We start from the raw sequence: 26019 nt of genomic DNA, 5'->3' as shown, positions 1-26019 counted from the left end.
AATGCTCCTGGGAGTTCCCAACGGAGCTGCAAGTGCAACAGTTTCAGGCCCCGAGGGGCTGGGTTCGGTACTCTACCGGGCTAAGCCCCTCCGGGTGTCTTTTATGAAGAATGGGTCTCCCAGTCGGCCACAGGCCTCGTGAGAATTCCATCGCGGAATCCCTGTCCAGAACGTTGAGAATCAACTACGACTTCACCCCCATCAGGACGACCCACGCTCCACCCCTTAAGCGGGAGCAGCCGTCCCAGTTCTAAAGACATATCAAAGGAGTGTTTATGCCACTCGTACGAATCGACGTCAACGCAGGACGCAACGCCGAACAGCTTCAAACCCTCAGCCGAGGCATCCACGACGCCATCCTTGCCGAGTACGGCATTCCGGAGCGCGACTACTTCCACATCCTGACCGAGCACACGGTCGGTCAGATTTTCGCTCAGGACGCAGGTCTCGGCTTTGAACGAACCAGCGACGTAGTGATGATTCAGATCTTCACGCAGGGCGGCCGAAGCCAAGAAGCAAAACAGGCCCTGTTTGCTGCCGTCGCAGCGCGCCTGGGCGAATTGGGAGTTGGCGGAGAGAACGTTTTTATCGGTTACGTCGAAAACACTCCCGGCGATTGGTCGTTCGGATTCGGCCGTGCGCAGTACGTCACCGGCGAGCTGGCCGTACCCAAGAAATAGTCAGACCAAAACAACCCGACAAGTATGCGTTGAACGACGTTCCGCTCTTTACGTCATCCCTAGCCGAACTCAGTGCAGGAAAGGCGACAACGGGACGAAGGACCCAGCCAAGGCGGCGATGAGGCGGTCTCCTAAGACTCCCCTCTGATTGGCGTACAACCTGACGAACGCGCCCTATGTCTTAACCTTCTTCTGGGACGGGCCTTAAACATAACCTGACAGGACAAGGGTTGGGGGCGCCGGTGAATGGACAGCGGACCGGGTACGTGCGCGTGAGCAACATGGACCAGAACGAGAAACGCCAGCTCCGAGGCCAGGTTCTGGACCGGATCTTCACGGACAAGGCCTCCGGTAGGGACACCGCCAGACCCCAACTCACGGAGCTGCTGCAGTTCGCCCGCGAGGGGGACCCGTAATTGAGCACAGCATGGACCGGCGAAATCACGCAACCTCGATGACTTACGTGCCCTCGTGCAAGGTCTGACACGTAAAGGCGTGCGGGTCGAGTTCCTCAAAGAAAGCCTGGTCTCCACTGAGTACTCCCCATGGCCAACCTCATGCTCTCGGTCATGGGGCCTTCGCTGAATTCGAACGCTCCCTCATCGGGGAACGCCAGTTAGAAGGCATCCCCCTAGGCCAAGCAGCGCGGCGCCTACAAAGGGCGGAAAAGCGATGAGTCCTGACCGTCGCCAGCACCGGCTCCCGACTCTCAGCCTGTAGGCCGGATTCTTAGTCCGCTGCAGTGAGGGACGCTGAGGACTTACCTGACACGCCACTGTAATTCGTGTGAAACATCCGAGCTTTATTCTTGTTCAACGTACAAGGTCTTGTACGACGTACTAGAGAATGCTAAAACTGTGTTATTCACATCACACTCCAGGAGCACTCCATGCGATTTACCCACACGCGAAAAGACCTGTCTGTCGGCGCAGCACTTTTCATGGCTGGCGCGCTGGTGCTGACCGGCTGTTCTTCGCCGGCTGCTACCGCACCCACGGAGTCGAGCTCTCCGGTTCCGACGAACACGGTGAACAAAGACCTGCAGGCAAAACTGCCGCAGGAAATCCGGGACAAGGGAACGCTCACCATTGCATCGCCCTACGGTGTGGCTCCGTCCATCTACCTGGATGCCAACGGGCAGCCGACGGGCATCGCCTATGACGTTGCGGCTGGCCTCGGCGACGTACTCGGCGTCGAGGTCCAGTGGCAGGAGCTCGCTTTCTCCGGCGTGGTGTCGGGCCTGCAGGCCGGAAACTTCGACATCTCTATGGGGGTCATTGGCGACACCCCGGCACGACAGGAGCTTCTGGACTTCGTGGATCTTATGGACAACAGCTCCACGCTGTTGACTCAAAAGGGCAATCCCAACAAGATTACCGACCTTGAAACTGCCTGCGGCAAGACCATTGGCGTCAATGCCGGCAGCCTGCAGATACCAAGGGTCAAGAAATTCAGTGATGCGTGTGTCGCGGGCGGCAAGGATCCAATCACCATCAACGAATACCCGGGCACTCCCGATGCACAGGCGCAGGTCCAGTCCAACCGAATCGCAGCCTATTTTGCGCCCTACCTGCTGCTGAACCACACCGCACGGACTGCCGGCAACGGCCAGATCTTCGAGCTTGGCACGGGCCGCTATCCGGACAACCCTTGGGCTATCGGCATGCAGAAGAACCGCGGGGAGATGGCCGAGGCCATCCAGGGAGCACTGAAGGCCATGGTTGACAACGGCACGTACAAGGCCATTTTGGACAAGTACAACTCTGCCGACGCAGCCCTCGACCCCGAGCAGATTCTGGTCAACGGCGCCGGAACCCCTGCCTTCCCGACCGAGTAGCGGCGGCCATCCCTCATGGCAACAGCAATGAAACATGCGGGGCTCACGTCCCGTCGGAAGGACGGCTCCCCAGTGCCCGTCTCCAGTGAGTACAAAGTCATCCGCCGCCGTTCCTATTTTCCGTGGGTCCTGGCCGTCCTCGCGGCAGCCCTGACTGTTGGCTTCCTATGGCTGCTGATCTCCAATCCCGCCCTGGACTGGAACCAGACACTGAACTACCTCTTCGCGCCGCAGATCATCCGAGGTGTCTGGACGACCATCCAGCTCTCGGTGCTGTCTATGCTGCTGGGAGTCGTTCTCGGCGTGGGCATCGGCCTGGGACGGATGTCGCACAACAAGGTCCTCCGCACCCTCTCGGCCATCTACGTGACGGTCTTCCGCGGCGTGCCGGTGCTGCTGCAGCTCCTGATCTGGGGAAATATCGGGCTCATCGTCCGCAATATCAGCCTCGGAATCCCGTTCACCGACATCTCCTTTTTTTCTGTTCCCACCAACGAGGTGGTAGGCCCCTTCACAGCGGCCATCGTGGGGCTCGCACTTGCCGAAGCAGCCTACATTGCAGAAGTAGTCCGGGCAGGCGTCCTCTCCGTGGACCGCGGCCAGCTTGAAGCCGCCTCGGCCCTGGGCATGACACCGGGCCGCACCACCCGCCGGATCATGCTGCCGCAGGCCCTTCGCCTCATCATCCCCCCGATGGGTAACCAGTTCGTCACACTGATCAAGGCAACCAGCCTGGTCTCCGTGATCGCCGGCGGCGACCTCCTGACCCAGGTGCAGAACATCGCCGCCACCAGCTACCGGGTGATCGAAATGCTCGCCGTGGCCGCGTTCTGGTACCTCATCCTTGTCTCCGTTGCCACAGTGGGCCAGTACTTCCTGGAACGGGCCGTCTCGAAAGGAATCCGCGCATGAGCACCGCCACACCGGACGCCGCTGCCGCGCCACAGATCACGGACACCCTCGTGGTCGAAGCCACGGGCGTCCACAAGCTCTTCGGCAGCAACCACGTCCTGAAAGGCGTGGACCTTACGGTCAAAGCCGGAGAAGTGGTCTGCCTCATCGGGCCCTCAGGTTCCGGCAAGACCACCATGCTGCGGACACTGAACCACCTTGAAACCATCGATGCGGGGCTGATCCTGATCTCCGGCCAGCTGGTGGGATACCGCCAGGACGGCACCAGGCTCCACGAGCTGGCCCCCAAGGAAGTGTGCCGCCGCCGGGAGAAGATCGGCATGGTGTTCCAGCACTTCAACCTGTTCCCGCACATGACCGTGCTGCAGAACATCATCGAAGCGCCCACGGGCGTGCGCCGCCAGCCCCGCAAGGCCGCAACCGAAAATGCCCTCCGGCTCCTCAAACGCGTTGGGCTGGAAGACAAGGCCGCGGCCTACCCTGTCAGCCTGTCCGGCGGCCAAAAGCAGCGCGTCGCGATCGCCCGGGCGCTGGCCATGGAGCCGGACCTGATGCTCTTTGACGAACCCACCAGCGCCCTGGACCCGGAGCTCGTCGGCGAAGTCCTCGCCGTCATGAAGGATCTGGCCCAAAGCGGCATGACCATGGTGGTGGTGACCCACGAGATTGGCTTCGCCCGGCAGGTGGCGGACCGCGTCATCTTCATGGCAGACGGCGTCATCGTCGAGCAGGGACCGCCCGCCCAGGTCATTGACCACCCCACCAACCCCCGAACCATCGAATTCCTTCAGGCGGTGCTCTGATCCATGAAGTCCTCTCTGATCAATAACGTCCTCAATGCCGAACTACCGGCAATCGACCATGCCAAAGGCGTTTGGTTGTGGGACACCACCGGCAAGAGCTACATCGACGGCTGCTCCGGCGCGGTAGTGACAACCATCGGCCACGCCCACCCGCACGTCATTGAGGCCATCACCCGGCAAGCCGCCAAGGTAACTTTCACCCATCGCGGGGCGTTCACCAGCGAAGCCACCGACAAACTGGCGAACCGGCTCGCCGAACTCACCGGCTACAAGGGCGTATGGTTTGTCAACAGTGGATCCGAGGCCGTGGAAGCGGCCATGCAGTTTGTGCTCCAGTACCACCGCGAGACCGGCCAGCCGGGCCGCAGCTGGTTCCTCAGCATGGACCGCGGGTACCACGGCAACACCCTGGGCGGACTGTCCCTGTCCGGCCATGCCCGCCGGGTTGTTGCAGGCGCGCTGGCCCACGACTTCCCCGCGCTGCCCGCCGCCTACACATATCGCGAAGCTGCCGGCCGCACTGAACAGGACTACGCCACCGACCTGTTGGCCAAAGCCCGCAGCCTCTTCGAGGAACACGGCGAACGGCTGGCAGGAATCGTCGTCGAGCCCGTAGGGGGCGCAACCCTCGGCGCAAACGTCCCCCCGGCCGGCTACCTCGCCGGGCTCCGTGCCCTGTGCGATGAATTCGGTGTCCTCATGGTCGCCGACGAGGTCATGACCGGACTCGGCCGCACCGGCAAACCACTGGCTGTGGACCATTGGGGCGTCAAACCCGACATCGTCGCAGTCGGCAAAGGCCTCGGCGCCGGCTATACACCCATCGCAGCAGCCCTGGTTAGCGCCAAAGTCATAGACACCATCGAGAAGGGATCCGGCCGCATCCTGGGCGGCCACACCTACGCCGGGAACCCGCTGTCCATCGCCACCGCCTCCGCCGTTCTGGACGTCCTGACCGGCGAGGACCTCATTACCCGAGGAGCCGAGACATCACGGCACCTGCTCGCCGGACTTTTGGCACTGCAGGAAAAGCACGCCCTCATTGGTGACGTTAGGGGCCTGGGCATGCAACTGGCTTTAGAATTCGTCGAAGACCGCGAGACCAAGACAACCTCGCAGCCACAGGGCGCCCTGGCCGCCCGGATCGCGAAGGCGGCAATGGGCCACGGAGCGGTGATTTACGCCTGCACCGGCGGATACAACGACGCCGTCCAAGTGGCACCGCCGCTAACCATCACCACCGATGAAGTAGACCTGCTGCTCGAACGGATCGACGCAGCCCTGGCCGATGTCTCGGCCGAACTGGGCCTCGTGGGCGCAGCCTCATGAGCACCGTCGCTACAGCACTCGGCGAGGTCAGCACCGACGACCTCGGCCCCACCCTCAGCCACGAGCACCTCTTCATCAACATGATGCAGGAACGCCGCGGGGACGGCCTCGTCCACGACGAAGCCCTCCTCATCGATGAACTCAACGTGTTCGCCCGCCAAGGCGGAGGCACCATATTCGACCTGACGACCGCGGAACTGACGCCTGGCTCGACGCCGGACTCCGATCCCGGTTTCGATGCCCACCACCACGGACAGACCCGCAACCCCAAAGCTGTAGAAGGAATACAGCGGATCTCCAAAGCCACAGGCGTGCACGTAGTCCTCGGAGCCGGCCGCTACCGCGACCCGTTCCTGCCCGCGGACTTGATCAGAGAGGTTGGCACGGACGGCATTGCCGAGGAAATGATCCGTGACCTCACCGAAGGGATCCCGGGCACAACCGCCAGGGCAGGGATCATCGGTGAAATCGGGGCCGATAGATGGTACGTCTCGGAGCTTGAAGCCCAAGTGTTCAGGGCCTCCGCGCGGGCACACCTGAAAACTGGTGCCGCCGTCTACACGCACGCCGCCCGCTGGCACGTGGGGCTGGAGCAGTTGGAGATCCTCCGCGCTGAGGGCGCGGACCCAGCCAAGATCGTCATCGGCCACACCGATACGGTGCCCACGCCTGGCTACGCCCTCCAACTCGCGAAGGAAGGCGTGTTCGTGGGCCTGGATACCATCAATTCCAAGAATCCGCGCGAAGTCGCCCATCGGGTCGGGCAGGTCATGGAGCTGGTCAGGGCCGGCTACTTGGAGCGGATCCTGTTGGCACACGATGTCTGCATCATGTCCCAGCTGTCCGCCTACGGCGGCAACGGCTTTGGCTTCGTGCTCGGCGGTTTCCGCGACGCCCTCCTCGCGGCGGGCCTGGACGAGGGGGAATTCAAGGAAATTATCACCGGCAACCCGGCACGGCTGTTGGAGTGATGGTGACCTCCCGCCTGCGGCTTCGACCGGACGGGACCCGCGCACCGGCGCGGGTCCCGCTCAGCCCGGATGACGTCGTCGACGCGGCCCTGGCCATGGTGGACCGGGACGGTTTCGATTCCCTGAGCATGCGCGGACTTGCCAAAGAGATGGGCGTTTATCCCACAGCCCTGTACTGGCACGCGGGGAACAAAGCCCAACTCCTGGCCCTGGTATGCCAGCGGGTGCTCGAAGAGATAGAGCTTCCGCCGCTGGACGGCACGGCCTGGCAGGACTGGATCGTAGCCATGGGAGTCGACGCCCGCCGGGTACTGGGAACCCATCCACACCTTGCCGCCTACTTCGTCAGCCAACTGCAGGTCAGCACTTCCTCGCTCCTGCTGGCAGAACGGACGCTCGCGGTCCTGAGCGCTGCGGGATTCCACGGCAACACGCTGCTGTTCGCCTACAACAACGTCCTGGGCAGCATCTTCGGCTGGATTTCGGGCGAGTTCGCGGCCGACCCGCAGGACGCCGATTCCACGTGGCGGGAGCACTTTGAAGCGGAACTCACAGCCACCGACACAACCCTCGTACCAACAATCCGCAGCAACCTGCCGCTCGTGGCCAACCAGGCATTTATGCTGCGCTGGAGCTCCGGGCCCGCAGCTCCGATGAACGGCAGCTTCGACTTCATGCTGCGGTCCCTGACCCTAGGGCTCGCGGCGCAGCTGAAGGCTGTCAGTGGCCCGCCGCACCGTTCCAGCTGACCTGGCTAACTCGGGGCGATACTTCGAAGCCCTCCCACCAGGACGGCCAGCGCCGTGTCGAAACTGGCACCCATCGGGGCCTGCCTCCCGGAAACCGCCCGGAGCATGAATGAACGGTTTTCGAGGAGATGAAGGCTGGAGTGCAGGTGCGGATGTTGGGCCGAGTCCACCGCGTGCAGCTGGCCGGAAAATCTTTCCTCCCAGCCGTCCTCGGCGTTAACAGGCGGTGCAGCGAGCTCGGAGAAGACCCAGCCAAAGACGAACCCCACCACCGCGTTGTAAACCTCCACGAGCTGCTCATCCCGAAATCCTGCCGCCGACAGCGCCGCCAAGAACCCTTCTGCCAGGGCAAAGGACGACGGCGAGACCTGCACCTGGGATGCCATCAAGGGCACAACATTGGGGTGCTCGCGCAGCCCCTCCCGGATCAGGTGCGCCACGGTGACGAGCCACTCGTCCCAACCCAAATCATCAGAGATCAAGGGGAGCTCAAGAGCGTCCAGCAACCGCTCGCACACAGCGGCGAGGAGCTCCGCCTTAGTCCCTGCATGCCAGTAGATGGTGGTGGGGTAGACCTCCAGCAGGTCTGCGACACCGCGCATCGTCAGTTTGTCCGCACCGGCGTTGTCCACTATTTTCAGGGCAGCGTCCACCACCATCTCGCGGCTGATAGGCGGCTTGCCCGTCGGCGCGTTGCGTTTCAACCTGTTGGACGGCATCAGTAACCTGCTCCGGCATCAACGACGCCGGTAAGGGCCCCACGGTTGTGTAGCGCAGCGGCGTTGATCCGAACACGTTCGGCCAGTAACGGCTTCGTCATCTCCGGGGTGTCCGCCGAGTGCGGTGTAATCAGCACACCGGGCTCGTCCCACAGGGCGTGCCCGTCCGGGAGGGGCTCGGGCTCGGTCACATCCAGCGCCGCACCGGCCACCTGCCCGTGGCGCAGCGCGACCAGCAGGGCGTCCGTGTCGATCAGGCCGCCACGGGCGATGTTGACAATGTTCGCGCCCGGTTTCAATGCTGCCAGCTCCGCGGCACCCAACAGCCCCGACGTCGAATCCGTGAGGGCCGCTGCGAGGATCACCAAGTCCGCGCTGGCCAGCACATCGATCAGCCGGTCGGTGCCGACTGTAAGCTTCGCACCGGGCACCGCCTCAGGCCTGCGACGCACCACTGTGATATCCGCGCCGAAAACATTGAGCAACCGGACGATTTCGACGCCGATTCCTCCGGCGCCGACGACAACAACGTCCAGCCCCGCCAGTGTCGTTCCCTCCGGCACAGTGGACCAACTGGTTGTCCGGGCACGGCGGTGCAGGATGCGCAGCAGGGCCAGGCTCAGGGCGACAGCGTGTTCGGCCACTGGCTGGGCGTAAGCGCCTTTGGCGCTGGTCCAGGTCAGCCGTGCTCCGGCCGCGGACCGCACTGCCGGCAGGAAACTTTCCACCCCGGCAGAGGGAAGCTGCACCCACTCCAGGCCGGGGTGCCTTGACAGCAGCTCCACGAGTTCATAGGGCGGAACGCCATCGGTGACCACTAGTCCGCGGGAGGTCCCGTTCAGGGCCGCCACGGTGCAGCCCCCTTGCCGGATGGCGTCCACCAGGAACGCGGGTTCGACCGGGTACAGCGACACTACCGGGGCGATGTCCCGACCTCGTTGTTCCGCAGAAACTGGTGTCATGATTCCCTATCCGTTGTCGTCGCTGTGGTGACGTCGTCGCCTCCGGCGGCTGATAGCCTTACAGCCCGCCGGCCGCCATGGGATCCGCCGCCGTCAAAGTCACCCCGGAGGAAGTCGAAGTCGCAGCCCAGATCCGCTTGCAGGGCGTGCTTGCCGTGGATCCAAGCGTAACCTCGGCGCGCCGGTTCCCCGGCGGAAAACGGGGCGCGTGTCAGCAGATCCTCCTCCGGGACGTGATGGCGGATAATTCCTGCCGACACGTCAAGCTCCACTTCATCCCCGGTCTGGAGAAGCCCGAGCGGGCCGCCCGCGGCCGCTTCCGGGGCGATGTGGAGCACCACGGTGCCGGTGGAGGTTCCGCTCATCCGGGCATCCGAGAGGCGCACCATATCGTGGACGCCGGCGCGCGCCAGCTTGGCGGGGATGGGGATGTGCCCTACTTCGGGCATGCCGGGTGCGCCGAGCACTCCCATGCCGCGCAGCACGAGGATGCTGTCGGGATCGACGTCGAGGTCCGGATCATCGATCCGGGCGTTGAGGTCCTCGACGCCCTCGAACACCACGGCCCGGCCGCGGTGCTGAAGCAGCCGTGGATCTGTGGTTCCGGCAGTCTTCAGCACCGCGCCCCGGGGCGCCAGGTTACCGCTCAGCATGGTCAGGCCGCCGCGTGGGGACAGCGGCTTTTCCACGGACGTGATCGCTGGATGCCGGACGAAAGTGCTGTCCTCAAGCACAGCGGACCAGGGCCTCCCGGTGGCGGTGCGAGTACCGGTGTGGATCATGGCGCCGAGCCGGTCCAGTACCGCCGGTACGCCGCCTGCGGTGTCCAGGTCCGAGAGCAGCAGTTCCCCGCCCGGTCGGATGTTCGCGATGTAGGGCGTGGTGGCGGCCCACTTCTCGAAGTGTTCGGCTCCAATCCTGAGCCCTCTACGGCCAGCGATCGCTTCAAGGTGGATAACCGCGTTCGTGGACCCGCCCAGGGCGCACACCACCCTGAAGGCGTTCTCCAGCGATTCGATAGTGACAAGTTCGGCGGCGCGGCGGCCATTGCTAATGGTTTCGACGACCTGTAGTCCGGACTGGTATGCGAGCTGTTGCCGGGACGTGCTCCCTGCCTCGGCGAAGGCGGAGCCGGGCAAGGCGAAACCGAGCACTTCGGCGATGGCTGCCATGGTGGAGGCAGTGCCCATCACATTGCAGGTGCCGACGTTGATGTTCAGGCAGCCCTCCAGCTCTTGCCAGTCCTCGTCCGACACCCCGCCGACGCGGCGGGACTCGCAGAGCGGCCAGACGTCGTCGATGGTCATGGCCTTGTTTTTGAAGCAGGAGACCGGGCGGGGTCCGGCCGTGAGCATGACCGCCGGCTTGTTGGCACTGACCGCGCCCATGAGCTGGGCAGGGACAGTCTTATCGCAGCCGCCAAGCAACACGACCCCGTCGATCGGTGCTGTGGAGACCATTTCCTCAATGTCCATGGACATCAAGTTCCGCAGGTAGAGGCTGGTAGGCCGGGTAAAGGGTTCCGAAATGGATATCGTCGGAAATTCCAGCGCCAGCCCGCCTGCGGCCTCGATTCCGGCCTTCACGTGCCTGGACAGTTCCGTGAGGCCTGCGTTGCATGGGTTGAGATCACTGGCGCTGTTGGCGATGCCCACCACAGGGGTCCGGCGGACCTGTTCCTCGGTGTACCCCTCACCACGGAGGAACGCCCGGTGGAGCAGCCCATCCTGGCCGTCATCGGCAAAATTGGCGCCGCCGCGCTGCTGTAGACCGCGTTGTGACATGTGGATACTCCTTTGTAGTCCGTTCCGCTGGTAAGGCTAAGAAAGTGTTGTGCCTAGGGCGCCGGCGGCAAGTGAAGCAGGGCGGCGAGCACATCACGGATGCCAACGGTCTGAGAAGCGTCGCACAGGAGTTCGCAGCCGAACTCACCAGAATATCCGGCATCGCGTGCCGTTCGGAGCAGCCTCCCCAGGTCCAGACTTCCGGAACCGGGAATCCCGCGGCCGGGACAGTCAGCAATTTGAATGTGGGCTGCCTGGCCGGCGTACTGTTCCGCCACTTGGACCCCGGTTTGGCCCTCATCAGCTGTGTCGGTTTTACCGCTCTGCAGGGCATCGGATGCCAGGTGATACGCATCGAGCAGCAGTCCGGTGTGGGCCCTCGTTCTTTCGCCAAGGGACTCCAGCAGGTCTAACGCATCCTGCGGCGTCCGCAGGGGATAGTCCGGGTTTGCTGCGGCTGAAAGTGGTTCCAACAGAACCATCCCGCCGCAGGGGGCCAACACCTCGACCGCCACATTAAAAGACTCCCGTGCCTGGCCATCCTGTTCCTCCCGGCCGGTTCCGGGGTCGCGGTTTCCATAGAGGAGGTTGAAATTGCGGCAACCTGTTTCGGCGCCGATCCGCGCCGCCACGGCTAAACTGCCCTCGAGTGCCTCCGCAAATTCAGGTCGTGAGGCGATGCCCCTGTCCCCTGCCGCGAGGTTTCCTTCGTAGATGTTCAGGCCCATCAGGGACAGATTGTTCTCCCGGAGGAGCGAAAGGAATTTATCAACCTCAGTGATGGTCGGATCCGGCCTTGGGAAAGGCCACCACGTCTCAACCATGGTGAAACCTGCGGCAGCGAAGGTAGCAAACCTGTCACCGTACGGGAGGTCACCGGACATGGTAGAGGCATGGGCAGTGAAGTCCTCAGACCAAGGTTCCGGGTTCAATGTACGCATGTCAGACACGGGAGTCCGGACGGCCAACGGCTGACAGGTCATCGGCCCCGTGGCCTCGGGCGACGGCAACAGCAAATGCCTCCCTGGCCAGATCAAACAAAGGCATTGGGACTCGCAGTTGGTCGACGTAATCGGCGACCTCGTCGAGGACGTCGGCGAATCCCCCGATGGTGGCACCCGAGTCCGCCACGTCAGCAGCGAATATCCGCGGAAGATTGCGCTCCAACATGGCAGACTGCGCCCAGCCGCCCTTAAGGGCATTCACAGCAGGTAACGGATCGAGGCCGGCGCTCAGCATGGCGGCGGCGGCCTCGGCAGCCGCCGCCGCGTGAATCGCCACCAGAACCTGGTTAATCATTTTGAGCTTCTGACCTGATCCGACTGGCCCCACGTGATTGAGGTGGTTTCCGTACGTTTCAAGCACCGGGCCGATCTTCTCCACCACCCCGGCATCGCCGCCGATCATGAGGGTTAGGGTCCCGCTGCGTGCGCCCTCCGGGCCGCCGGAGACAGGGGCATCCACGAATGCACTGCCTCTGGATAAAGCCAAAGCAGAAAGTTCCACCGCAAACTCGGGCGGGAATGTGCCATGTTCAACAAAGGTTTGACCCGAGTGGGCGGCGGCGAGGACGCCACTTGTGATGAAGACTTCACGCACAGCCTGCGGTGACCCCAAGCAGCTCAGCACGATATCCGCGTGAGCAGTCGCCTCCAACGGCGTCCCGGCCCACACGGCTCCCTCCGCGAGAAGATCCTGCACGCGATCTGGATTCCGGGCCCAGAGTCTCACATCGTGGCCGCGCTCCAAGAGCCGGTGGACCATGCCGCTTCCGATATTTCCTGGCCCTAAGAAGGTTAGCCTCATCTTCCACTCCTAATAGTCACCGCTCTTGTTCAATGTACAAGAGCGGTGACTATTTGCCTAGAGGATGATCTTGGTCATTTCGATTCAGTTCCATGGCAGTTCCTTCCCGACCTAATACTGTCCACCTCTTTCGTAGCGACGTGACCTTTTGAGGATGGAAACTTCAGCATGTAGGACACACGGCTAAGTGTTACTGGCGGCTTCGAGCCGCTTTCAGCCCACCCTGGACGACATAGAGGTCCTTATCGGATTGGGGTCCTTCAACTAATTCATGCACGGGCTCTATCCGTCCTGCCATTGTGGCCCGCCGGTCTCTATGACTCAGAAGTCCTCGGACCCCAGCTGCAGCTCTTGCTCAACGCCCTTAGATTCCCAGTCAGATGAGCTACACCCCAACATGACGTAGGGGCGCGTGACATGGGAAGACTTGCCCGTCGGTGGAGCTCCGGTCTGGTTCTCAGATACCTGACGAACAGCAGGAGGTGACATCGTCCGCCCCTTCGCTAAGCGACTTCCATCAAGACCCGATTCTTCGCACCATTTTGACAGTTCTCGGGCCACAGCAGCTCAGTTTCCTGCCCCTCCAACTGTCAGGGTGGGGTTTGAGAACAACATGAGCGACTGTCAATAAAACGAGAATCCCGCCCTATTCTGACGCCACGCCGATCGCTGCTCCTTTGGCCTGACCGGACTCGTGATTAAGGCGGGCACAAGAAACCGCCGTCCGGGGCTTTGGAGCGGGCTATCGCTCGATTGCGACGCTAAGGTCCACGTGGATTTCAGCAGTGGCGAGACGATCCTGGAGGAAGCGTGCAAGGCTCGCATCAGTCGCGGTGTGTGCGCCCTTCGGGACGGCACCGCGGAAAACAGCCTGGGTATTCGTGGACCTGAGCACGTCAAGGGGCGCCCAGTGCCGGTGTCCGGCGCTCAGTCGTTCAATGTCAGTGCGGAAGGTGCCGCGGTGGTCTTTGCGGGCTGACGCGCGCATGGTGAAGGGAATGAAAAATGTGGGCAAAAGGGTCCTTTCCAAGGAGGCAGCCAACAGTCAGCGGCCCCACCAGCAACAAGGCACTGGAAGGCTTCCATATTCCTTTTCCGCTACAAGAGAGTCGAGCCTCACGTTCGCGGATGCTGTCCCAGACCTGCTCCGGGGCAGTCGGCCAATAGCGGGGGGCCTCAGCCCTCGCATTCGACACAGTAGGCATGGCCGTCCTTCTCGCGCGCCTTCTGCGAACGGTGGCGGACCAGGAAACACGAGTAACAGGTGAACTCATCATCAGCCTGCGGAATGACCTGCACAACGAGCTCTTCGGCAATGAACTCGCCGCCCGGGGTCAGGCCGTCGAGGGTGTCAACCTCGTCGAGTTCCTGAACCACAGACTTCGCATCCGGCGCTTTGGCGGACTTCAGGGCCTCCAGCGAATTTTCCTGGGACTCCTTAACGTCGGTGCGCAGTTCGTCGTAATCGGTTGCCACAGCGGTGCATCTCTTCTCTGTTGGGGTGGGTTACCGGTCCTGCAACGTACAGGACATGGGAAGAATTCCCCAAAAAGCCGTACTGTTCCTCCCCCTCACCCTCCCCTATTAATCGGGAAGAGGAGAGGCCTCTGCACACGCCCGCGCGACATCGTAGACGGCCGACTTGGCCGAGAGAGGAAAGTTAACGGAATCACGGTTATCGGCGCAGTCACAAGCGCTCTAGAGGCTGAGACTTGCTTCGTCTCATCAGCGCCGGTGGAGACGTGGCTTGTGTTGAATGCGTCGTTCAGCCCGTGCGGTGCTATGCGGTTTTCGACGGCGGCCAGCAGCGAGGTGCCGATCCCGCGACCGCGGTATTCGGGCAGGGTGGCCAGGAAAACGATCCAGCCCTGATCGTGAGCAGCACGTCCGCGGCGGCGGCCACCACCTGATCGCTCTGAACGGCCACCACGGCATGGTCTTTCTCACAGGACGCCAGCACCTCGGAAAGGGCAGGGACGGGTTCAACATTGCTCCCCTTCAAGGTCTCCCAGAGATGCAGGATCCCGTCCAAATCTGCCGAGTGGAAATCCCTGATCCGCCAGTTGGTCATGTTGTCCCTTTCACAGGTTTGTGCGCGGACTTTAACACTGAAGGTGTTGGTACCGCATCACCGTCATGGTTGGAGCTGCTTCGTGAATTATTTAGGGCTTAGGTGAGACATTTGAGTGCCAGGTGTGGTGATCCTGGGAGCGCCAACCATGGGTGGTTTCCGTCGCTTGGCCCTGCTCCCAGGATTCCGGGTGCTGTTGCGGAGGGCGTGGTGGGCATTCGAATGGAGGGCTGCAGGCATCAGGAGGCTGGAAGCTGCTTGAATGTGGACTTTTGCGTGTTTCGTGGCGTGCGGCTGGGATGGAGTGCACATGCAGAGTTGCCGCTGGACAGGGGTCCGGCGCCGACGCCCGTCCTTCGGGCTGCGTGTTGCGGTCCGCGTGCCGGCGCCGGAGATTGAATATGCACCAGTTTTGGTGCATGGAAAGGGTAGTCAGGGATGACTCGTGACGACTTTTCGATCCTGCCACTGGCCTCCGTTTCAAATATCTTTGCTACCTCTTGGCCAGATATCCAGAGGATACTGCCGAGTCTGCGGCTAGATTTTTGAGGTCCTGGACGACCAATTCCACTGCTTGAGCCCTTGCTTTGGAGGGAGCTATCTGACGGCGCCGTGTGCGGCGAATTGGTGTTTCAGGGGTCTGTTGCCTCTCATCACGGCTTCTTGTTGGTGTGAGGGCTTCCAAAGGGTCGTGGAAGATACTACGAATCAATTTGCCCTCCTACGGGGTCGATTTTTCGAGGTCGTTTCAATGCAGGGCTTCGAAGCAAGCGACATGAGACCGTGTCGCTGTAGGTGCCGCCCAACCTGTCTACGACACATTCCAGGGAGGAGGAGTTGCGGCATGCCCTCGGCTTTCTTCCCTAGCGGGCCGCGTCCTGGGGCAGGTGGTGTTCCAGGCGGGTGGGCACGACTTTGTAGCCGTCGTCTATGTGGAAAAGCTTGCGCTCATTGTGAAGGTTCCTCACCCAAATGATGGTGGAATCCTCCGTACGGTCCTCTACGGTGCCCGCGATCCGCTGGCCGTTCGGGGCCGAGAGCAGGACGAAATCGCCGTTGTCTAGGGCGGCCCAGTCATAGTGACGTGTAGCGGAGTCTGGGTAAGAGTTCACGGAATGCCCCTTCGGTTGTACCCGCCTGATACATGGTCGGATGACTATTTTTACGGCCTCTGGCCTACTTTTTCGTGGCGTTGTCGCCAGTCTTCGTTCTGCGTCCAGAGTGGAACTCGAACGCAGGGATGTGAAATGTGCAGGTGCACACACTTTGTCATCGGTCTTTGGCAACTGAGGTCCCGGGTCTGGTGGCTTGCCAACAGGTTCGCCAACCTTCCCGTGCCTTGTCAGGTGGGCCATTGCAGGACCCCAGCTAGCTGATCTGTCTGAATCCCCTATTGACATGAAGTGGATCACAGTCCAACATTTACTCAGGAGTTGTTCAGTTGGTCAAGTCAGTCGGTTAGTTCTTATGACCAATCCACTTGCCCAGAATCGATTGGAGGGGTGATGAATTCAACTCGAACGTTGCCGCGGGTGACGACGCTGGGGGTGTGGGCGGTTCTGGTATTCGGCTTCTTGTACGCCCCGATATTGACGATCGGTGTCTTTTCGTTCATGGAGAATTCGAGCTCATCATTACCGCTCCAAGGCTTTACCTGGGCCTGGTACGAAGCCGCTCTTTCCAACTCCGAAATGCTCACAGCGTTGTGGAATTCGGTGGTAGTGGCCAGCGGGGCAGTGGTCATCGCGATCAGTCTTGGTGTTCCGGCGGCCGTTCTCATTCATCGCTACCCGTTTCCGGGGAAGGACCTGTTCCGGCGGTTTGTTCTGTTGCCCCTGGTCCTTCCGGGCGTCATCACAGGCGTCGCATTTCTAACGTTCTACTCAGCGCTGGGCATTCCGCTCACCCTGACGGGCGTGATGATTGCCCACGGAACGGCACTCACATCGACGGTCCTCACCACCTGCTACGCCCGGCTGCTACGACTGGGGGGCACGGTTGAGGAAGCGTCCATGGATCTAGGTGCGTCACGTTGGAAAACCTTTTGGCACACCACTGTTCCCCAACTGCGCGTCGCCATTCTGGCCAGCGCTCTGCTTTCGTTCACCTTATCTTTCGACGAGATTCCCGTGACCTTCTTCATCATCGGCACCGAAAACACTTTGCCGATCTACATCTACTCAGCGCTACGGAAGGGCTTCACGCCCGAAATCAATGCTGTATCGACTCTGGTCATTCTCGTCAGCGTCATCTTGATTGTTATTTCAACCCGTCTTACCCGTGAAACAGCGGCTGTCGCACCAGGTACTGTCGACGTCGCGTCTACCACCTCTTCGAAGGAAACTCCATGACGCATTTTGCCCAGGGCGGCTTCCGCCGCCGAGCACTCCTCAAGGCAGGAGGGCTTGGACTTGCGGGTATCTTTGCAGCCCCTGCGCTCGCCGCCTGCGGATCATCCAAGGGAAGTACCCGGCTCACAGATACCAAAGTGGACGGAGACATCGGGGGAACTCTGAATCTCCTAACTTGGGAGGGCTATGCCGACCCTTCATTTGTCTCAGAATTTGAATCGCGAACTGGCGTGAAGGTCAACGCCAGCTACGTCGGCAGCAACGATGAAATGATCACAAAGCTCCGGTCAGCCAAGGGGACCTACGATCTAGCGTCCCCATCATGCGATTCAACCGGCGCCCTAATTGACGCTGGCCTCGTGCGCCCCATTGACCAGAACCGGGTGCCACAGCTCGGCAACGCGTTTCCGAAGTTCAGAACTGCAGAGAACGTTGTAATTGACGGTCTGACCTACGGCACGCCAATGATGTTTGGCTTCATTGCCCTCTTAGTTAATGCAGATGTCCTCAAGGACCCTGCACCGAACTGGTCGCTGCTGTGGGATGAAAAGTACGCAAAGCGCAGCACTGTCTGGAATGACATCTCTTCCATCTGGAATACATCCTTCCACCTTGGTCAGGAGAACGTGTTCTCCCTTTCCGAAGCCGAACTGGCAGCAGTCAAAACGGAGCTCCTCGCCCAGCGTCCCCTGCTGAAGAAGTATTGGTCATCGGCGGGCGAACTGACTGAACTCTTCACGAACAGGGAAGTTGACGTCGCAAGCTGCTGGGGAGGATTCCACGCAGCTCAACTCAAGGCTCGAGGACTGAACGTTCAGGAGATTCTCCCGCAGGAGGGATTCACCGGGTACTGGGATACCTGGATGATCCCCGCAACATCCACCAACCCCGCTACTGCCATGGCCTGGATGGACTATGTCCTGGAAGCCGACGTGCAGAAAAAAATTGCCGATGTCACCGGATACGGTGTTACGTCCCAGGCCGCGATTTCGAACATGTCCAAGGAGTACGTCGAGGGGTACAGGCTTGAAGATCCCTCATTCTTTGATCGGGCGTCCTGGTGGGAACGGGTCCCCAACCGCCAGGCCTACCTTGATGTGCTGAACGAGGTTCAGGGAGCATGACAACCACATCGATCAGAGGCGCGAAAACTGAGGCGCGGGAAGGAGCCGTCGGCGTCCTCGGCGTTTCAAAACGCTACGGAGGTGCCCGGGCGGCTGTCGATAATCTCACGTTGCACATAGAGGCAGGAGAATTCCTCACGCTCCTCGGTCCCTCCGGTTGCGGGAAAACGACCACGTTGCGAATGATCGGGGGGTTTGAGAACCCAGATACCGGGACAATCGTGATTGACGGACAGGACGTGTCCAAGGTTCCGCCTTTCCGCCGGCCTGTGAACACCGTTTTCCAGCAGTATGCCCTCTTTCCTCACCTGGATGTCGCCGGAAACATAGGCTACGGCCTCCATCACAGCGGGGTCCGCGGCGCAGCGAAACGCCATCAGGTCCAGTCCATGCTGGAACTGATGGACATTCAAGGGCTGGAAAAACGACGACCTGCTCAGCTCTCAGGAGGTCAGCAGCAGCGTGTAGCCCTCGCCCGGGCCCTTGTCATGCGACCAAAAGTCCTCCTCCTGGATGAACCGCTGGGGGCACTGGACTACCGCCTGCGTCAATCCATGCAGCTTGAACTCAGGAGAATTCACCGGGAAGTCGGGACGACCTTCGTATTCGTAACTCATGATCAAGAAGAGGCAATGACCATGAGCGACCGCATCTGCGTCATGCGGAACGGTCAAATAGAACAAATTGCACCCCCCAACGAGATTTACGACCGGCCATCCACCGCGTTCGTCGCAGGCTTCGTCGGCTCGACCAACCTCCTCGAAGGAAAAATTGTCAGCGGCAGCGCGGATGCCGGGAAGGTGCACGTTCCCGGGATCGGCACGCTGAACGGCACAGCCCCCAGCACCACGGTCCAGGGTTCCACCGCGTCCGTTAGCCTCAGACCTGAACACCTCAATGTGCAGGCGGATATTGCCGGCAATGGAGTGGTCACGGAAGTAGTGCTGTCGGGGAGCTACTTCACCGTTGTTGTTCAACTTGATGGCCAACTGCTGAAGGTCCAGGCTGGTCGAAACAACCTGGTCCGACCCGGTACGCGCGTGACGATCACAGCAGACGAGCGCTGGGTCCGCATCCTGCCGAAGGCAGCGGCATGACCACCCTGACCCGCTCCCCCGATTTGCGTTCTGAGCGCTGGTGGGAGAGCCAACGCGCACGGACGCTGCTGATCGCCGTCCCCATCATCGGGTGGGTCGCTCTATGGATGGGCGGAGGCTACGTGATGCTCTTTGTCCAGGCCTTCTGGAGCACCGATGGCCTCAACATCACGCCCGGATTCAGCCTCGATGCCTTCAGCACGGCCTTCACCAGTACGCTGTACCTCCCGGTAATGCTCCGATCAATCGGAGTGGGCCTGACTGTCGCCCTGATAACCACGGCGATCGCCTTTCCCGTCGCCTACTTCATCACCTTCAGGCTCCGGGCCGCCAAGATGCTCGTGTACATGCTGGTGATCGTGCCCATGTGGTCAAGCTACCTCGTCCGGGCCTATGCCTGGAAAATCATTCTGGGTGAACATGGCGTAGTCAACGAGGCCCTCCTCAGCCTCGGCATCATCAGAAGCCCCCTTGAGCTGCTGTACACACCTGCCGCAGTCATCATCACCCTCGTCTCGATCTTTACCCCCTTCATGATCCTGACCATCTACACGACGCTGGAACGCATCCCCGTAGCTCTGATAGAGGCATCCCAGGACCTGGGAGAGACACCGCTGGCTACCTTCCGACGGGTCGTTCTGCCGTTGGCGCTGCCAGGTGTCGTTGCCGGTAGCATCTTCACCCTCGGACTGGCCGGCGGGGATTTCCTCGCCCCAAGCCTCGTCGGGGCACCGGAAAACATCATGATCGCCAATCTCATCCAGAGCCAGTTCGGCGCAACGTTCAACTGGCCGCTGGGATCAGCTCTGGCGATGACGTTGCTGGTTATCATCTTCGCCCTCATCAGCGCCGCCTCAGCAGCCGAAAAACGGGAAACCATCTAATAAGAAAAGGCAGGTCCAAAATGAAATCAAGAGCAGCCATTCGGCGCCTCCCTCTCTCTTCCAGTTGCCGGAACTGCGGCAAATGTCCGGCCTCGAGAGGGAACATCCTTCCCACCGACACCCTTGCATTTCCCAAGCCTGCGGCGGAGACTTCCACCGGCTGCCGTAGTGAAAGTAATACCCAGGAACAAGACGAGGCCCCTATGGAAGTACCCTGCTGACGGCCCACTCCCCTAGGTGCCCAAGGGGCGGCCGTGACGGTCCCGCAAATTTCGCAAACCCCCGCATCAATAGCCCAATTAAGAACTAAGGAAACTGAACCATGAGTGAAACGAATGTGTCAGCGGACGTCAAACTGACCACTCTGCCTAACACTGCCTCCGTCGAAGAAGCCGTCGAAGTTATCTACCGCGATGGCGGAGTGATCATTGAGGGTCTTTTTGACGACGAAACCATCGCAGGCCTCCGTGCAGACCTGGATCGAACGTTCAACAAGGAAGTCTCTTTCGGCGAAGAGGCGGAGTTCCTCGGTGCCCAGACCCGACGTGCAGGAAAGCTTTTCGCGCGGTCCAAGCACATGGTCGATATCGCCCTCAACCCCTTGTACTACGGGATTGCCAAAAACATCCTGCAGAAAACCATCGATATCTGGATCGGACAGACACGACAGACAATCGTCCCGGACATCCAGATCGGAGTTACACAAGCCATCCAGATTCATCCCGGCCAGGGCGCCCAGCCTTTGCACCGCGATGACATGGTGTTCCTGTGGCGCCACCCGGACTACAACCGGGAAGGCCGCGTCCAGATCATGGTAGCGGTTTCTGACTTCACCAAGGAAAACGGCGGCACACTGGTCATTCCGGAAAGCCACAAGTGGGACGACGAGCGTATGCCGCTAAACGAAGAAGCCATTTCCACGGAGATGACAGCCGGTTCCGCCCTGATCTGGATCGGCTCGACGTACCACGGCGGAGGAAATAACTCCTCCACGGCGCCGCGGACAGGCCTCACCATGGCCTACGACCTTGCAAACCTGCGCCAAGAGGAAAACCAGTACCTTTCACTCCCCCTCGCGACACTGAAGGAACTGCCGGAAGAGATCCAGCGCCTGCTTGGTTGGGACTCGGGAGACAACTACATGGGGTACGTCGAGATCGATGGCCAGTTCACCAATCCTCACACCCTCCTCCAGGGTGACCACGAGGCTACAGACGCAGTCGGTATCGCCGCGCCTAAGTAACCGGAACGAAAGAACCAGCACTAAACCTCACTTCACGGCCGGCGCCGCACCAGGAAACCATCCTTCGTGCGGCGCCGGTTTCGTGCCCGACGGTACCTCCGCTTCCGAGTGAAGGCGGACCCTGCCGCGGTTCCCCTACATGGAAGGTAAACACATCACCATGAACATCTCTATGACTCACGCCAAGCAAGGCGATGCCTTTGAAAACCTGCTCCGGGAGGACCGGGTGTTTCCGCCCACTCCCGAGTTCGCCGCTGACGCCGTGGTTAAGGCCTCGGAATATGAAGAGGCCGCTGCCGACCGGCCGGCTTTCTGGGCGAAGCAGGCGCGTGAGCTGCTGACGTGGAGCAAGGACTTTGACCAGGCTTTGGACTGGTCCAATCCGCCGTTCGCGAAGTGGTTCGTGGGCGGGGAGGTCAACGCCGCCTACAACGCGCTGGACCGGCATGTGGAGAAGGGACGCGGCGACCGGGTAGCCATCTACTTCGAGGGCGAACCCGGCGACACCCGCACGTACACCTACGCGCAGCTGACCGAAGAGGTAAAGAAAGCCGCCAACGCTTTCGAGTCCCTCGGCGTCGTCAAGGGCGACCGCGTTGCCGTGTACCTGCCGATGATCCCGGAGGCCGTCATCACGCTGCTGGCCTGCGCCCGCATCGGCGCCGTGCACTCCGTGGTGTTCGGCGGCTTCTCCGCCGATGCGCTGCGTTCCAGGATCGAGGACGCCGAAGCCAAACTCGTGGTAACCGCGGACGGCACCTACCGCCGCGGCAAGCCCAGCGCCTTGAAGAGCGCCGTGGATGATGCTCTCGCCCGCCCTGGACACACTGTTGAGAACGTCGTCGTAGTACAACGGAATCAGCAGTCAGTGACATGGGTGGAGGGCCGGGACCACTGGTGGGCCGACACCGTCGAGGCGGCCTCCGCCGAGCACACAGCGGTGGGCCATGATTCGGAGCACCCGCTGTTCATCCTCTACACGTCCGGCACCACCGGCAGGCCCAAGGGCATCCTGCACACCACCGGCGGGTACCTCACCCAGACCGCGTACACGCACAAGGCAGTGTTCGACCTGCACCCGGACACGGACGTGTACTGGTGCACGGCCGACGTCGGCTGGGTCACCGGCCACTCCTACGTCACCTACGCCCCGCTCATCAACGGCGCCACCCAAGTGATGTACGAAGGCACCCCGGATTCCCCGCACCAGGGCCGCTGGTGGGAGATCATCGAAAAGTACAAGGTCTCCATCCTCTACACCGCCCCCACAGCGATCCGGACGTTCATGAAGTGGGGCCGGGAAATCCCGGACAAGTACGACCTGTCCTCCCTCCGCGTCCTCGGTTCCGTGGGCGAACCCATCAACCCCGAGGCCTGGATGTGGTACCGAAAGGTCATCGGCGGGGACCGGACCCCCATCGTGGACACCTGGTGGCAGACCGAAACCGGTGCGCAGATGATCGCCCCGCTGCCCGGCGTCACCGCCACCAAGCCCGGCTCCGCGCAGGTCCCGCTGCCCGGCATCGCCGTGGACGTGGTGGACGAGATGGGCGAATCCGTGCCCGACGGGCACGGCGGCTTCCTGGTGATCCGCGAACCGTGGCCGGCCATGCTGCGCGGCATCTGGGGCGACCCGGAACGGTTCAAGGACACCTACTGGTCCCGCTTCGAAAACATGTACTTCGCCGGGGACGGCGCCAAGAAGGACGAGGACGGCGACATCTGGCTCCTGGGCCGCGTGGATGACGTCATGAACGTCTCCGGTCACCGGCTCTCCACCACGGAAATCGAATCCGCCCTGGTCTCCCACCCCGCCGTGGCTGAAGCCGCCGTTGTGGGTGCAGCGGACGAGACCACCGGCCAGGCCGTCGTCGCATTCGTCATCCTCCGCGGCGACGCGGTGGATTCCGGCGATGACACCGTCCAGGAACTCCGCAACCACGTGGGCAAGGAGATCGGCCCCATCGCCAAGCCCAAGGCCATCCTGGTGGTCCCGGAACTGCCCAAGACCCGCTCCGGCAAGATCATGCGCCGCCTCCTCCAAGACCTCGCAGAAGGCCGTGACCCCGGCGACGCCACCACCCTCTCAGACCCGACGATCATGCAACAGATCGCGGCCTCGTTGCGGAAGTAGGGAACAGGCAGGTCCTGGTTAAGCGGCGCTTTTCAGGGCGTCGCACCTGCAGGGCAGGTGAGGTGGTTAGGACTAAAACACGCAAACGCTCGGCTGGGTATCCAGCCCAGCGTTTGCGTGGCCGTTGAGTTTCTGGCCGACGTATTCGCGGTCCGCGGTCCGCAGGCAGATAGGCCGGTGTCTTGGGGGAATCACTGGCTCGGCAGCCCGTCGACGGTTGTTGCAACTCCCAAAAATTCTGGGTGTTGCAACGACCGCTAGAACTCGCCCTAGGCAGAACCGGGCCTTTTAGTCTTTGTACATCCGCATCAAGGACGAGGTGCAAGGATGTTCCGCCGGAATCCCGCTCTGGGAGACAGCATCGCCCGGCCTCGTCATCATGGAGACAAGACCGGGCGATGCTCAAGCAATATTTAGTAAGACCTCAGCATCACGCTCGGGGTGGAGATGCTCAGCGCACAGAATCAGCCCGAAGAGCGGAGGACTGGGACAGTATGGCATCCGCTGCGGGAGCGTCACTATGGATGTACGGCTTCTTCCACACCATGTACAGTAGGCCGATCCCCAACACAACGATCGAGGATAGCAGGACCATGTAATTCTCGTACCAGGGACTCTCCGGAGTGCGAGGCCAGGCCATATTGGTAATGCCCAGAATGCCCCATACAAGGGCGCCAACCGTGACAGGCAAGCCCCAGACACCAAGGCGGTAGCGTCCGGCTGGCTGCCAGCCCTTGAGTCGTGCGCGGAGGGCCGCGAGGACGACCATCTGGAAACCAATGTAGATGCCCATTGCTGCAAACGACACGATGTAGATCAGGGCATTTTCCTGGAGTCGTGAGACCAGCACGACCGCTGCGGGGACGATGGCGGCAACGGCCAGTGAAACCGGCGGAACGTGCCTTTTTTCATCAAATCTGGCCAACCAGGTGCTTCCGGGCAGCATTTTGTCCCTGGCCAGTGAGTAGCTGAGGCGGCTGGCTGCAGCCTGCAGGCTCATAACGCATGAAACAAACGAGATCATAACAACTGCCAGGACCAGCTTGTAGCCGGCGACACCGAAAGCGCCGGTAAGGACGGACGCGACGGGGTCAGGGTCCTGCCCGGAGATTACCGCGGCGAAGTCGGGGACAGCGAGAATGAGGGAAAGGCAGACAAACATTGCGGCGAAACCGCCGATGTAGATCGTAAGGCGCATGGCCCGGGGAATGGTCCGCCCTGGATTGGGAACTTCCTCGGCGACGTCACCGCAAGCTTCAAAGCCGTAGTACTGAAAGATTCCAATCAGCCCCGCAGCGGCGAAGGCGGCAAAATAGTTTCCGCCGTCACCTGTGCCGAAGTGCTGGAACAAGACACTCAGATCATGCTGCCGTGCTGTCAGCAACAACAGGACGCCGACAACCAGGGCGCCACCGAGTTCAGCGATCAAGCCCAGCATCGCAACCGCACTTAGGACCTTGGTGCCGGCGAAGTTCACGGCCGCGGCTACGGCAATCAGCCCCAGCGCGCAGAGGATGATCGAATCCGGAGACATTTCCAGACCGATCAGGGCGCCGAGGAAAGCGCCGGCGCCGTACGCGACGCTGGCTATCGTCACCAGCAGCGCAGTCAAGTACGCCCAGCCGGTCATCCAGCCCCACTTGCGTCCCCAAAGCCGCCGCGCCCAAGGGTAGATACCCCCTGATACCGGATAGTTAGAGACGATTTCCCCAAAGACCAAGGCGACCAGGAGTTGCCCGACGCCGACGATGAGAAATGACCACAGCATGGGAGGACCGGCGAGGCCCAGCGAAGTGGCGAACAGAGTGTAGACACCGACGACCGGCGACAGGTAGGTAAAACCGAGCGAAACGTTCCCCCAGAACGACATCTCGCGCTTGAACTGCTTGTCATATGTGTAGCCGAGTCTGGCGAGCTGCTCGGCGTCTTCATCCACTGGTTGCAGCGATGAGGGGGGCGTTGCCTGTGCGGACATGGTGCTCCTTAACGTGGCGGGAATTCTGGCGGGCAAAGCATCCGGAAGTCCCAAAATTAAGTGTGGCGTGGTTGGGCTGGAACTAGTAGACCGGCGGGAAAAAACATCCGGCCGCCTGACCTGACCATTTGGACAAGTCACTTGTTTAGATGGTGACTTGAGCCACACTATCTGTCAATAGCAAAGGCGAATTTAACTTATATTCACTACTTTTACGGCCGACATAGCCCGAGCCGAGGCAGGACAGCGGAAGCGTTGCCCTATCAGTCCTGCTGGGCGGACGCCGGGAACAGCCGAGAGAGGACTGCTTTCCAGTCCGCCACCGGATCCCCTGTTGAGGACCTCTGGGAAGACTGCCCGGGCTTGAGGCGGGCAGTGACTTCCGCTGCTAATTCCAAAAGGTACGAGGCATGAATCTCGGCATCGTTTTGCTCACCGGGAGCCGCCCTCAGGACGTGAGCAAGGGCTTCGAGGACTGCTGCAGCTTCGGCCGGTGGCCTATGGGGTTCGGTGAGAACCATGGGTGGCTCCTTTGGGGTCGCCGAGGTCAGGGCAGCACTAAGGGATCTTCCGCGTCATTTGGGCGGC

Annotated in this window: 23 protein-coding genes and 2 pseudogenes; 15 read left to right on the top strand and 10 right to left on the bottom strand. The window is 61.4% G+C overall.

All coding sequences use genetic code 11. The annotated features are described in order from the left end of the window. Window positions 1-275: 275 nt before the first annotated feature. From ACKAE7_RS00555 to ACKAE7_RS00520, 8 genes and pseudogenes are all read left to right on the top strand, one after another. Complete coding sequence (locus ACKAE7_RS00555) at window positions 276-680, top strand: tautomerase family protein (RefSeq protein ID WP_408978224.1); 405 nt, start codon at window positions 276-278, stop codon at window positions 678-680. Between the two features lie 242 nt (window positions 681-922). Continuing rightward, window positions 923-1357, top strand: a pseudogene (locus tag ACKAE7_RS00550) (recombinase family protein); the annotation flags it as partial. Window positions 1358-1569: 212 nt separating this feature from the next. After that, window positions 1570-2517: an ABC transporter substrate-binding protein gene (locus tag ACKAE7_RS00545; RefSeq protein ID WP_408978223.1), complete on the top strand. Its 948-nt coding sequence runs from the start codon at window positions 1570-1572 to the stop codon at window positions 2515-2517. 72 nt (window positions 2518-2589) lie between these two features. Further along, a complete protein-coding gene (locus ACKAE7_RS00540; RefSeq protein ID WP_408978222.1) occupies window positions 2590-3429 on the top strand; it encodes an amino acid ABC transporter permease in 840 nt (279 codons plus the stop codon). After that, on the top strand, window positions 3426-4232 hold the full coding sequence (locus ACKAE7_RS00535; protein WP_408978221.1) for an amino acid ABC transporter ATP-binding protein: 807 nt from the start codon (window positions 3426-3428) through the stop codon (window positions 4230-4232). Before ACKAE7_RS00540 ends, ACKAE7_RS00535 begins: the two co-directional genes overlap by 4 nt. 3 nt (window positions 4233-4235) lie before the next feature. Further along, entirely contained in the window at window positions 4236-5561 is a 1326-nt protein-coding gene (locus ACKAE7_RS00530; protein WP_408978220.1) for an aspartate aminotransferase family protein, read from the top strand. After that, complete coding sequence (locus ACKAE7_RS00525; protein ID WP_408978219.1) at window positions 5558-6532, top strand: phosphotriesterase; 975 nt, start codon at window positions 5558-5560, stop codon at window positions 6530-6532. The genes ACKAE7_RS00530 and ACKAE7_RS00525 overlap by 4 nt, the downstream gene beginning before the upstream one ends. Window positions 6533-6534: 2 nt before the next feature. After that, on the top strand, window positions 6535-7281 hold the full coding sequence (locus ACKAE7_RS00520; RefSeq protein ID WP_408978218.1) for a TetR family transcriptional regulator: 747 nt from the start codon (window positions 6535-6537) through the stop codon (window positions 7279-7281). Window positions 7282-7286: 5 nt separating this feature from the next. Here ACKAE7_RS00520 and ACKAE7_RS00515 read toward each other — a convergent pair whose 3' ends face one another. The 5 genes from ACKAE7_RS00515 to ACKAE7_RS00495 are packed head-to-tail and all read right to left on the bottom strand — an operon-like array spanning window position 7287 to window position 12552. Next, window positions 7287-8000: a TetR/AcrR family transcriptional regulator gene (locus ACKAE7_RS00515; RefSeq protein ID WP_408978217.1), complete on the bottom strand. Its 714-nt coding sequence runs from the start codon at window positions 7998-8000 to the stop codon at window positions 7287-7289. Continuing rightward, window positions 8000-8962 carry an NAD(P)-dependent oxidoreductase gene (locus ACKAE7_RS00510; RefSeq protein WP_408978216.1) on the bottom strand — a complete coding sequence of 321 codons (963 nt, stop codon included), beginning with the start codon at window positions 8960-8962 and terminating at the stop codon, window positions 8000-8002. The genes ACKAE7_RS00515 and ACKAE7_RS00510 overlap by 1 nt, the downstream gene beginning before the upstream one ends. Then, window positions 8959-10746: a dihydroxy-acid dehydratase gene (locus tag ACKAE7_RS00505; RefSeq protein WP_408978215.1), complete on the bottom strand. Its 1788-nt coding sequence runs from the start codon at window positions 10744-10746 to the stop codon at window positions 8959-8961. Before ACKAE7_RS00505 ends, ACKAE7_RS00510 begins: the two co-directional genes overlap by 4 nt. A 53-nt stretch (window positions 10747-10799) precedes the next feature. After that, window positions 10800-11630 carry a TIM barrel protein gene (locus ACKAE7_RS00500; protein ID WP_408978265.1) on the bottom strand — a complete coding sequence of 277 codons (831 nt, stop codon included), beginning with the start codon at window positions 11628-11630 and terminating at the stop codon, window positions 10800-10802. A gap of 58 nt (window positions 11631-11688) precedes the next feature. Beyond that, a complete protein-coding gene (locus ACKAE7_RS00495) occupies window positions 11689-12552 on the bottom strand; it encodes an NAD(P)-dependent oxidoreductase (RefSeq protein ID WP_408978214.1) in 864 nt (287 codons plus the stop codon). Between the two features lie 772 nt (window positions 12553-13324). Between ACKAE7_RS00495 and ACKAE7_RS00490 the strand changes: the two genes are divergently transcribed. Next, a complete protein-coding gene (locus ACKAE7_RS00490) occupies window positions 13325-13531 on the top strand; it encodes a hypothetical protein (RefSeq protein ID WP_408978213.1) in 207 nt (68 codons plus the stop codon). Window positions 13532-13728: 197 nt separating this feature from the next. Here ACKAE7_RS00490 and ACKAE7_RS00485 read toward each other — a convergent pair whose 3' ends face one another. From ACKAE7_RS00485 to ACKAE7_RS00475, 3 genes and pseudogenes are all read right to left on the bottom strand, one after another. Next, on the bottom strand, window positions 13729-14028 hold the full coding sequence (locus ACKAE7_RS00485) for a DUF4193 domain-containing protein (protein ID WP_408978212.1): 300 nt from the start codon (window positions 14026-14028) through the stop codon (window positions 13729-13731). 287 nt (window positions 14029-14315) lie between these two features. Next, window positions 14316-14623, bottom strand: a pseudogene (locus ACKAE7_RS00480) (GNAT family N-acetyltransferase); the annotation flags it as partial. Between the two features lie 863 nt (window positions 14624-15486). After that, entirely contained in the window at window positions 15487-15735 is a 249-nt protein-coding gene (locus ACKAE7_RS00475; RefSeq protein ID WP_408978211.1) for a hypothetical protein, read from the bottom strand. Between the two features lie 393 nt (window positions 15736-16128). Between ACKAE7_RS00475 and ACKAE7_RS00470 the strand changes: the two genes are divergently transcribed. The 6 genes from ACKAE7_RS00470 (at window position 16129) to acs (ending at window position 23456) form a co-directional block, all read left to right on the top strand. After that, complete coding sequence (locus ACKAE7_RS00470) at window positions 16129-16974, top strand: ABC transporter permease (protein ID WP_408978264.1); 846 nt, start codon at window positions 16129-16131, stop codon at window positions 16972-16974. Beyond that, window positions 16971-18098, top strand: a complete 1128-nt coding sequence (locus tag ACKAE7_RS00465) for a PotD/PotF family extracellular solute-binding protein (RefSeq protein WP_408978210.1) — start codon at window positions 16971-16973, stop codon at window positions 18096-18098. Before ACKAE7_RS00470 ends, ACKAE7_RS00465 begins: the two co-directional genes overlap by 4 nt. Continuing rightward, window positions 18095-19195 carry an ABC transporter ATP-binding protein gene (locus tag ACKAE7_RS00460; protein WP_408978209.1) on the top strand — a complete coding sequence of 367 codons (1101 nt, stop codon included), beginning with the start codon at window positions 18095-18097 and terminating at the stop codon, window positions 19193-19195. The genes ACKAE7_RS00465 and ACKAE7_RS00460 overlap by 4 nt, the downstream gene beginning before the upstream one ends. Next, entirely contained in the window at window positions 19192-20079 is an 888-nt protein-coding gene (locus ACKAE7_RS00455) for an ABC transporter permease (protein ID WP_408978208.1), read from the top strand. Before ACKAE7_RS00460 ends, ACKAE7_RS00455 begins: the two co-directional genes overlap by 4 nt. Before the next feature lie 322 nt (window positions 20080-20401). Further along, on the top strand, window positions 20402-21322 hold the full coding sequence (locus tag ACKAE7_RS00450) for a phytanoyl-CoA dioxygenase family protein (RefSeq protein ID WP_408978207.1): 921 nt from the start codon (window positions 20402-20404) through the stop codon (window positions 21320-21322). Between the two features lie 160 nt (window positions 21323-21482). Beyond that, window positions 21483-23456, top strand: coding sequence for an acetate--CoA ligase (gene acs / locus ACKAE7_RS00445; protein WP_408978206.1), 1974 nt, complete (start codon window positions 21483-21485; stop codon window positions 23454-23456). 451 nt (window positions 23457-23907) lie between these two features. Here acs and ACKAE7_RS00440 read toward each other — a convergent pair whose 3' ends face one another. After that, a complete protein-coding gene (locus ACKAE7_RS00440) occupies window positions 23908-25431 on the bottom strand; it encodes an APC family permease (RefSeq protein ID WP_408978205.1) in 1524 nt (507 codons plus the stop codon). 263 nt (window positions 25432-25694) lie between these two features. Beyond that, on the bottom strand, window positions 25695-25952 hold the full coding sequence (locus ACKAE7_RS00435; RefSeq protein WP_408978204.1) for a hypothetical protein: 258 nt from the start codon (window positions 25950-25952) through the stop codon (window positions 25695-25697). Between the last annotated feature and the right edge of the window lie 67 nt (window positions 25953-26019).

Origin of the sequence: Pseudarthrobacter sp. NKDBFgelt, from assembly GCF_046097905.1 — a bacterium.
Taxonomy (GTDB): domain Bacteria; phylum Actinomycetota; class Actinomycetes; order Actinomycetales; family Micrococcaceae; genus Arthrobacter; species Arthrobacter polychromogenes.
This window is presented reverse-complemented; position numbering and strand designations above follow the sequence as displayed.

Coding starts and splice junctions, on each gene's coding strand:
- ACKAE7_RS00510 (WP_408978216.1), bottom strand. CDS start 8,962: ATGACACCAGTTTCTGCGGAACAACGAGGTCGGGACATCGCCCCGGTA.
- ACKAE7_RS00555 (WP_408978224.1), top strand. CDS start 276: ATGCCACTCGTACGAATCGACGTCAACGCAGGACGCAACGCCGAACAG.
- ACKAE7_RS00535 (WP_408978221.1), top strand. CDS start 3,426: ATGAGCACCGCCACACCGGACGCCGCTGCCGCGCCACAGATCACGGAC.
- ACKAE7_RS00500 (WP_408978265.1), bottom strand. CDS start 11,630: ATGTCCGGTGACCTCCCGTACGGTGACAGGTTTGCTACCTTCGCTGCC.
- ACKAE7_RS00450 (WP_408978207.1), top strand. CDS start 20,402: ATGAGTGAAACGAATGTGTCAGCGGACGTCAAACTGACCACTCTGCCT.
- ACKAE7_RS00545 (WP_408978223.1), top strand. CDS start 1,570: ATGCGATTTACCCACACGCGAAAAGACCTGTCTGTCGGCGCAGCACTT.
- ACKAE7_RS00505 (WP_408978215.1), bottom strand. CDS start 10,746: ATGTCACAACGCGGTCTACAGCAGCGCGGCGGCGCCAATTTTGCCGAT.
- ACKAE7_RS00495 (WP_408978214.1), bottom strand. CDS start 12,552: ATGAGGCTAACCTTCTTAGGGCCAGGAAATATCGGAAGCGGCATGGTC.
- ACKAE7_RS00440 (WP_408978205.1), bottom strand. CDS start 25,431: ATGTCCGCACAGGCAACGCCCCCCTCATCGCTGCAACCAGTGGATGAA.
- ACKAE7_RS00525 (WP_408978219.1), top strand. CDS start 5,558: ATGAGCACCGTCGCTACAGCACTCGGCGAGGTCAGCACCGACGACCTC.
- ACKAE7_RS00470 (WP_408978264.1), top strand. CDS start 16,129: ATGAATTCAACTCGAACGTTGCCGCGGGTGACGACGCTGGGGGTGTGG.
- ACKAE7_RS00515 (WP_408978217.1), bottom strand. CDS start 8,000: ATGCCGTCCAACAGGTTGAAACGCAACGCGCCGACGGGCAAGCCGCCT.
- acs (WP_408978206.1), top strand. CDS start 21,483: ATGAACATCTCTATGACTCACGCCAAGCAAGGCGATGCCTTTGAAAAC.
- ACKAE7_RS00435 (WP_408978204.1), bottom strand. CDS start 25,952: ATGGTTCTCACCGAACCCCATAGGCCACCGGCCGAAGCTGCAGCAGTC.
- ACKAE7_RS00530 (WP_408978220.1), top strand. CDS start 4,236: ATGAAGTCCTCTCTGATCAATAACGTCCTCAATGCCGAACTACCGGCA.
- ACKAE7_RS00465 (WP_408978210.1), top strand. CDS start 16,971: ATGACGCATTTTGCCCAGGGCGGCTTCCGCCGCCGAGCACTCCTCAAG.
- ACKAE7_RS00455 (WP_408978208.1), top strand. CDS start 19,192: ATGACCACCCTGACCCGCTCCCCCGATTTGCGTTCTGAGCGCTGGTGG.
- ACKAE7_RS00460 (WP_408978209.1), top strand. CDS start 18,095: ATGACAACCACATCGATCAGAGGCGCGAAAACTGAGGCGCGGGAAGGA.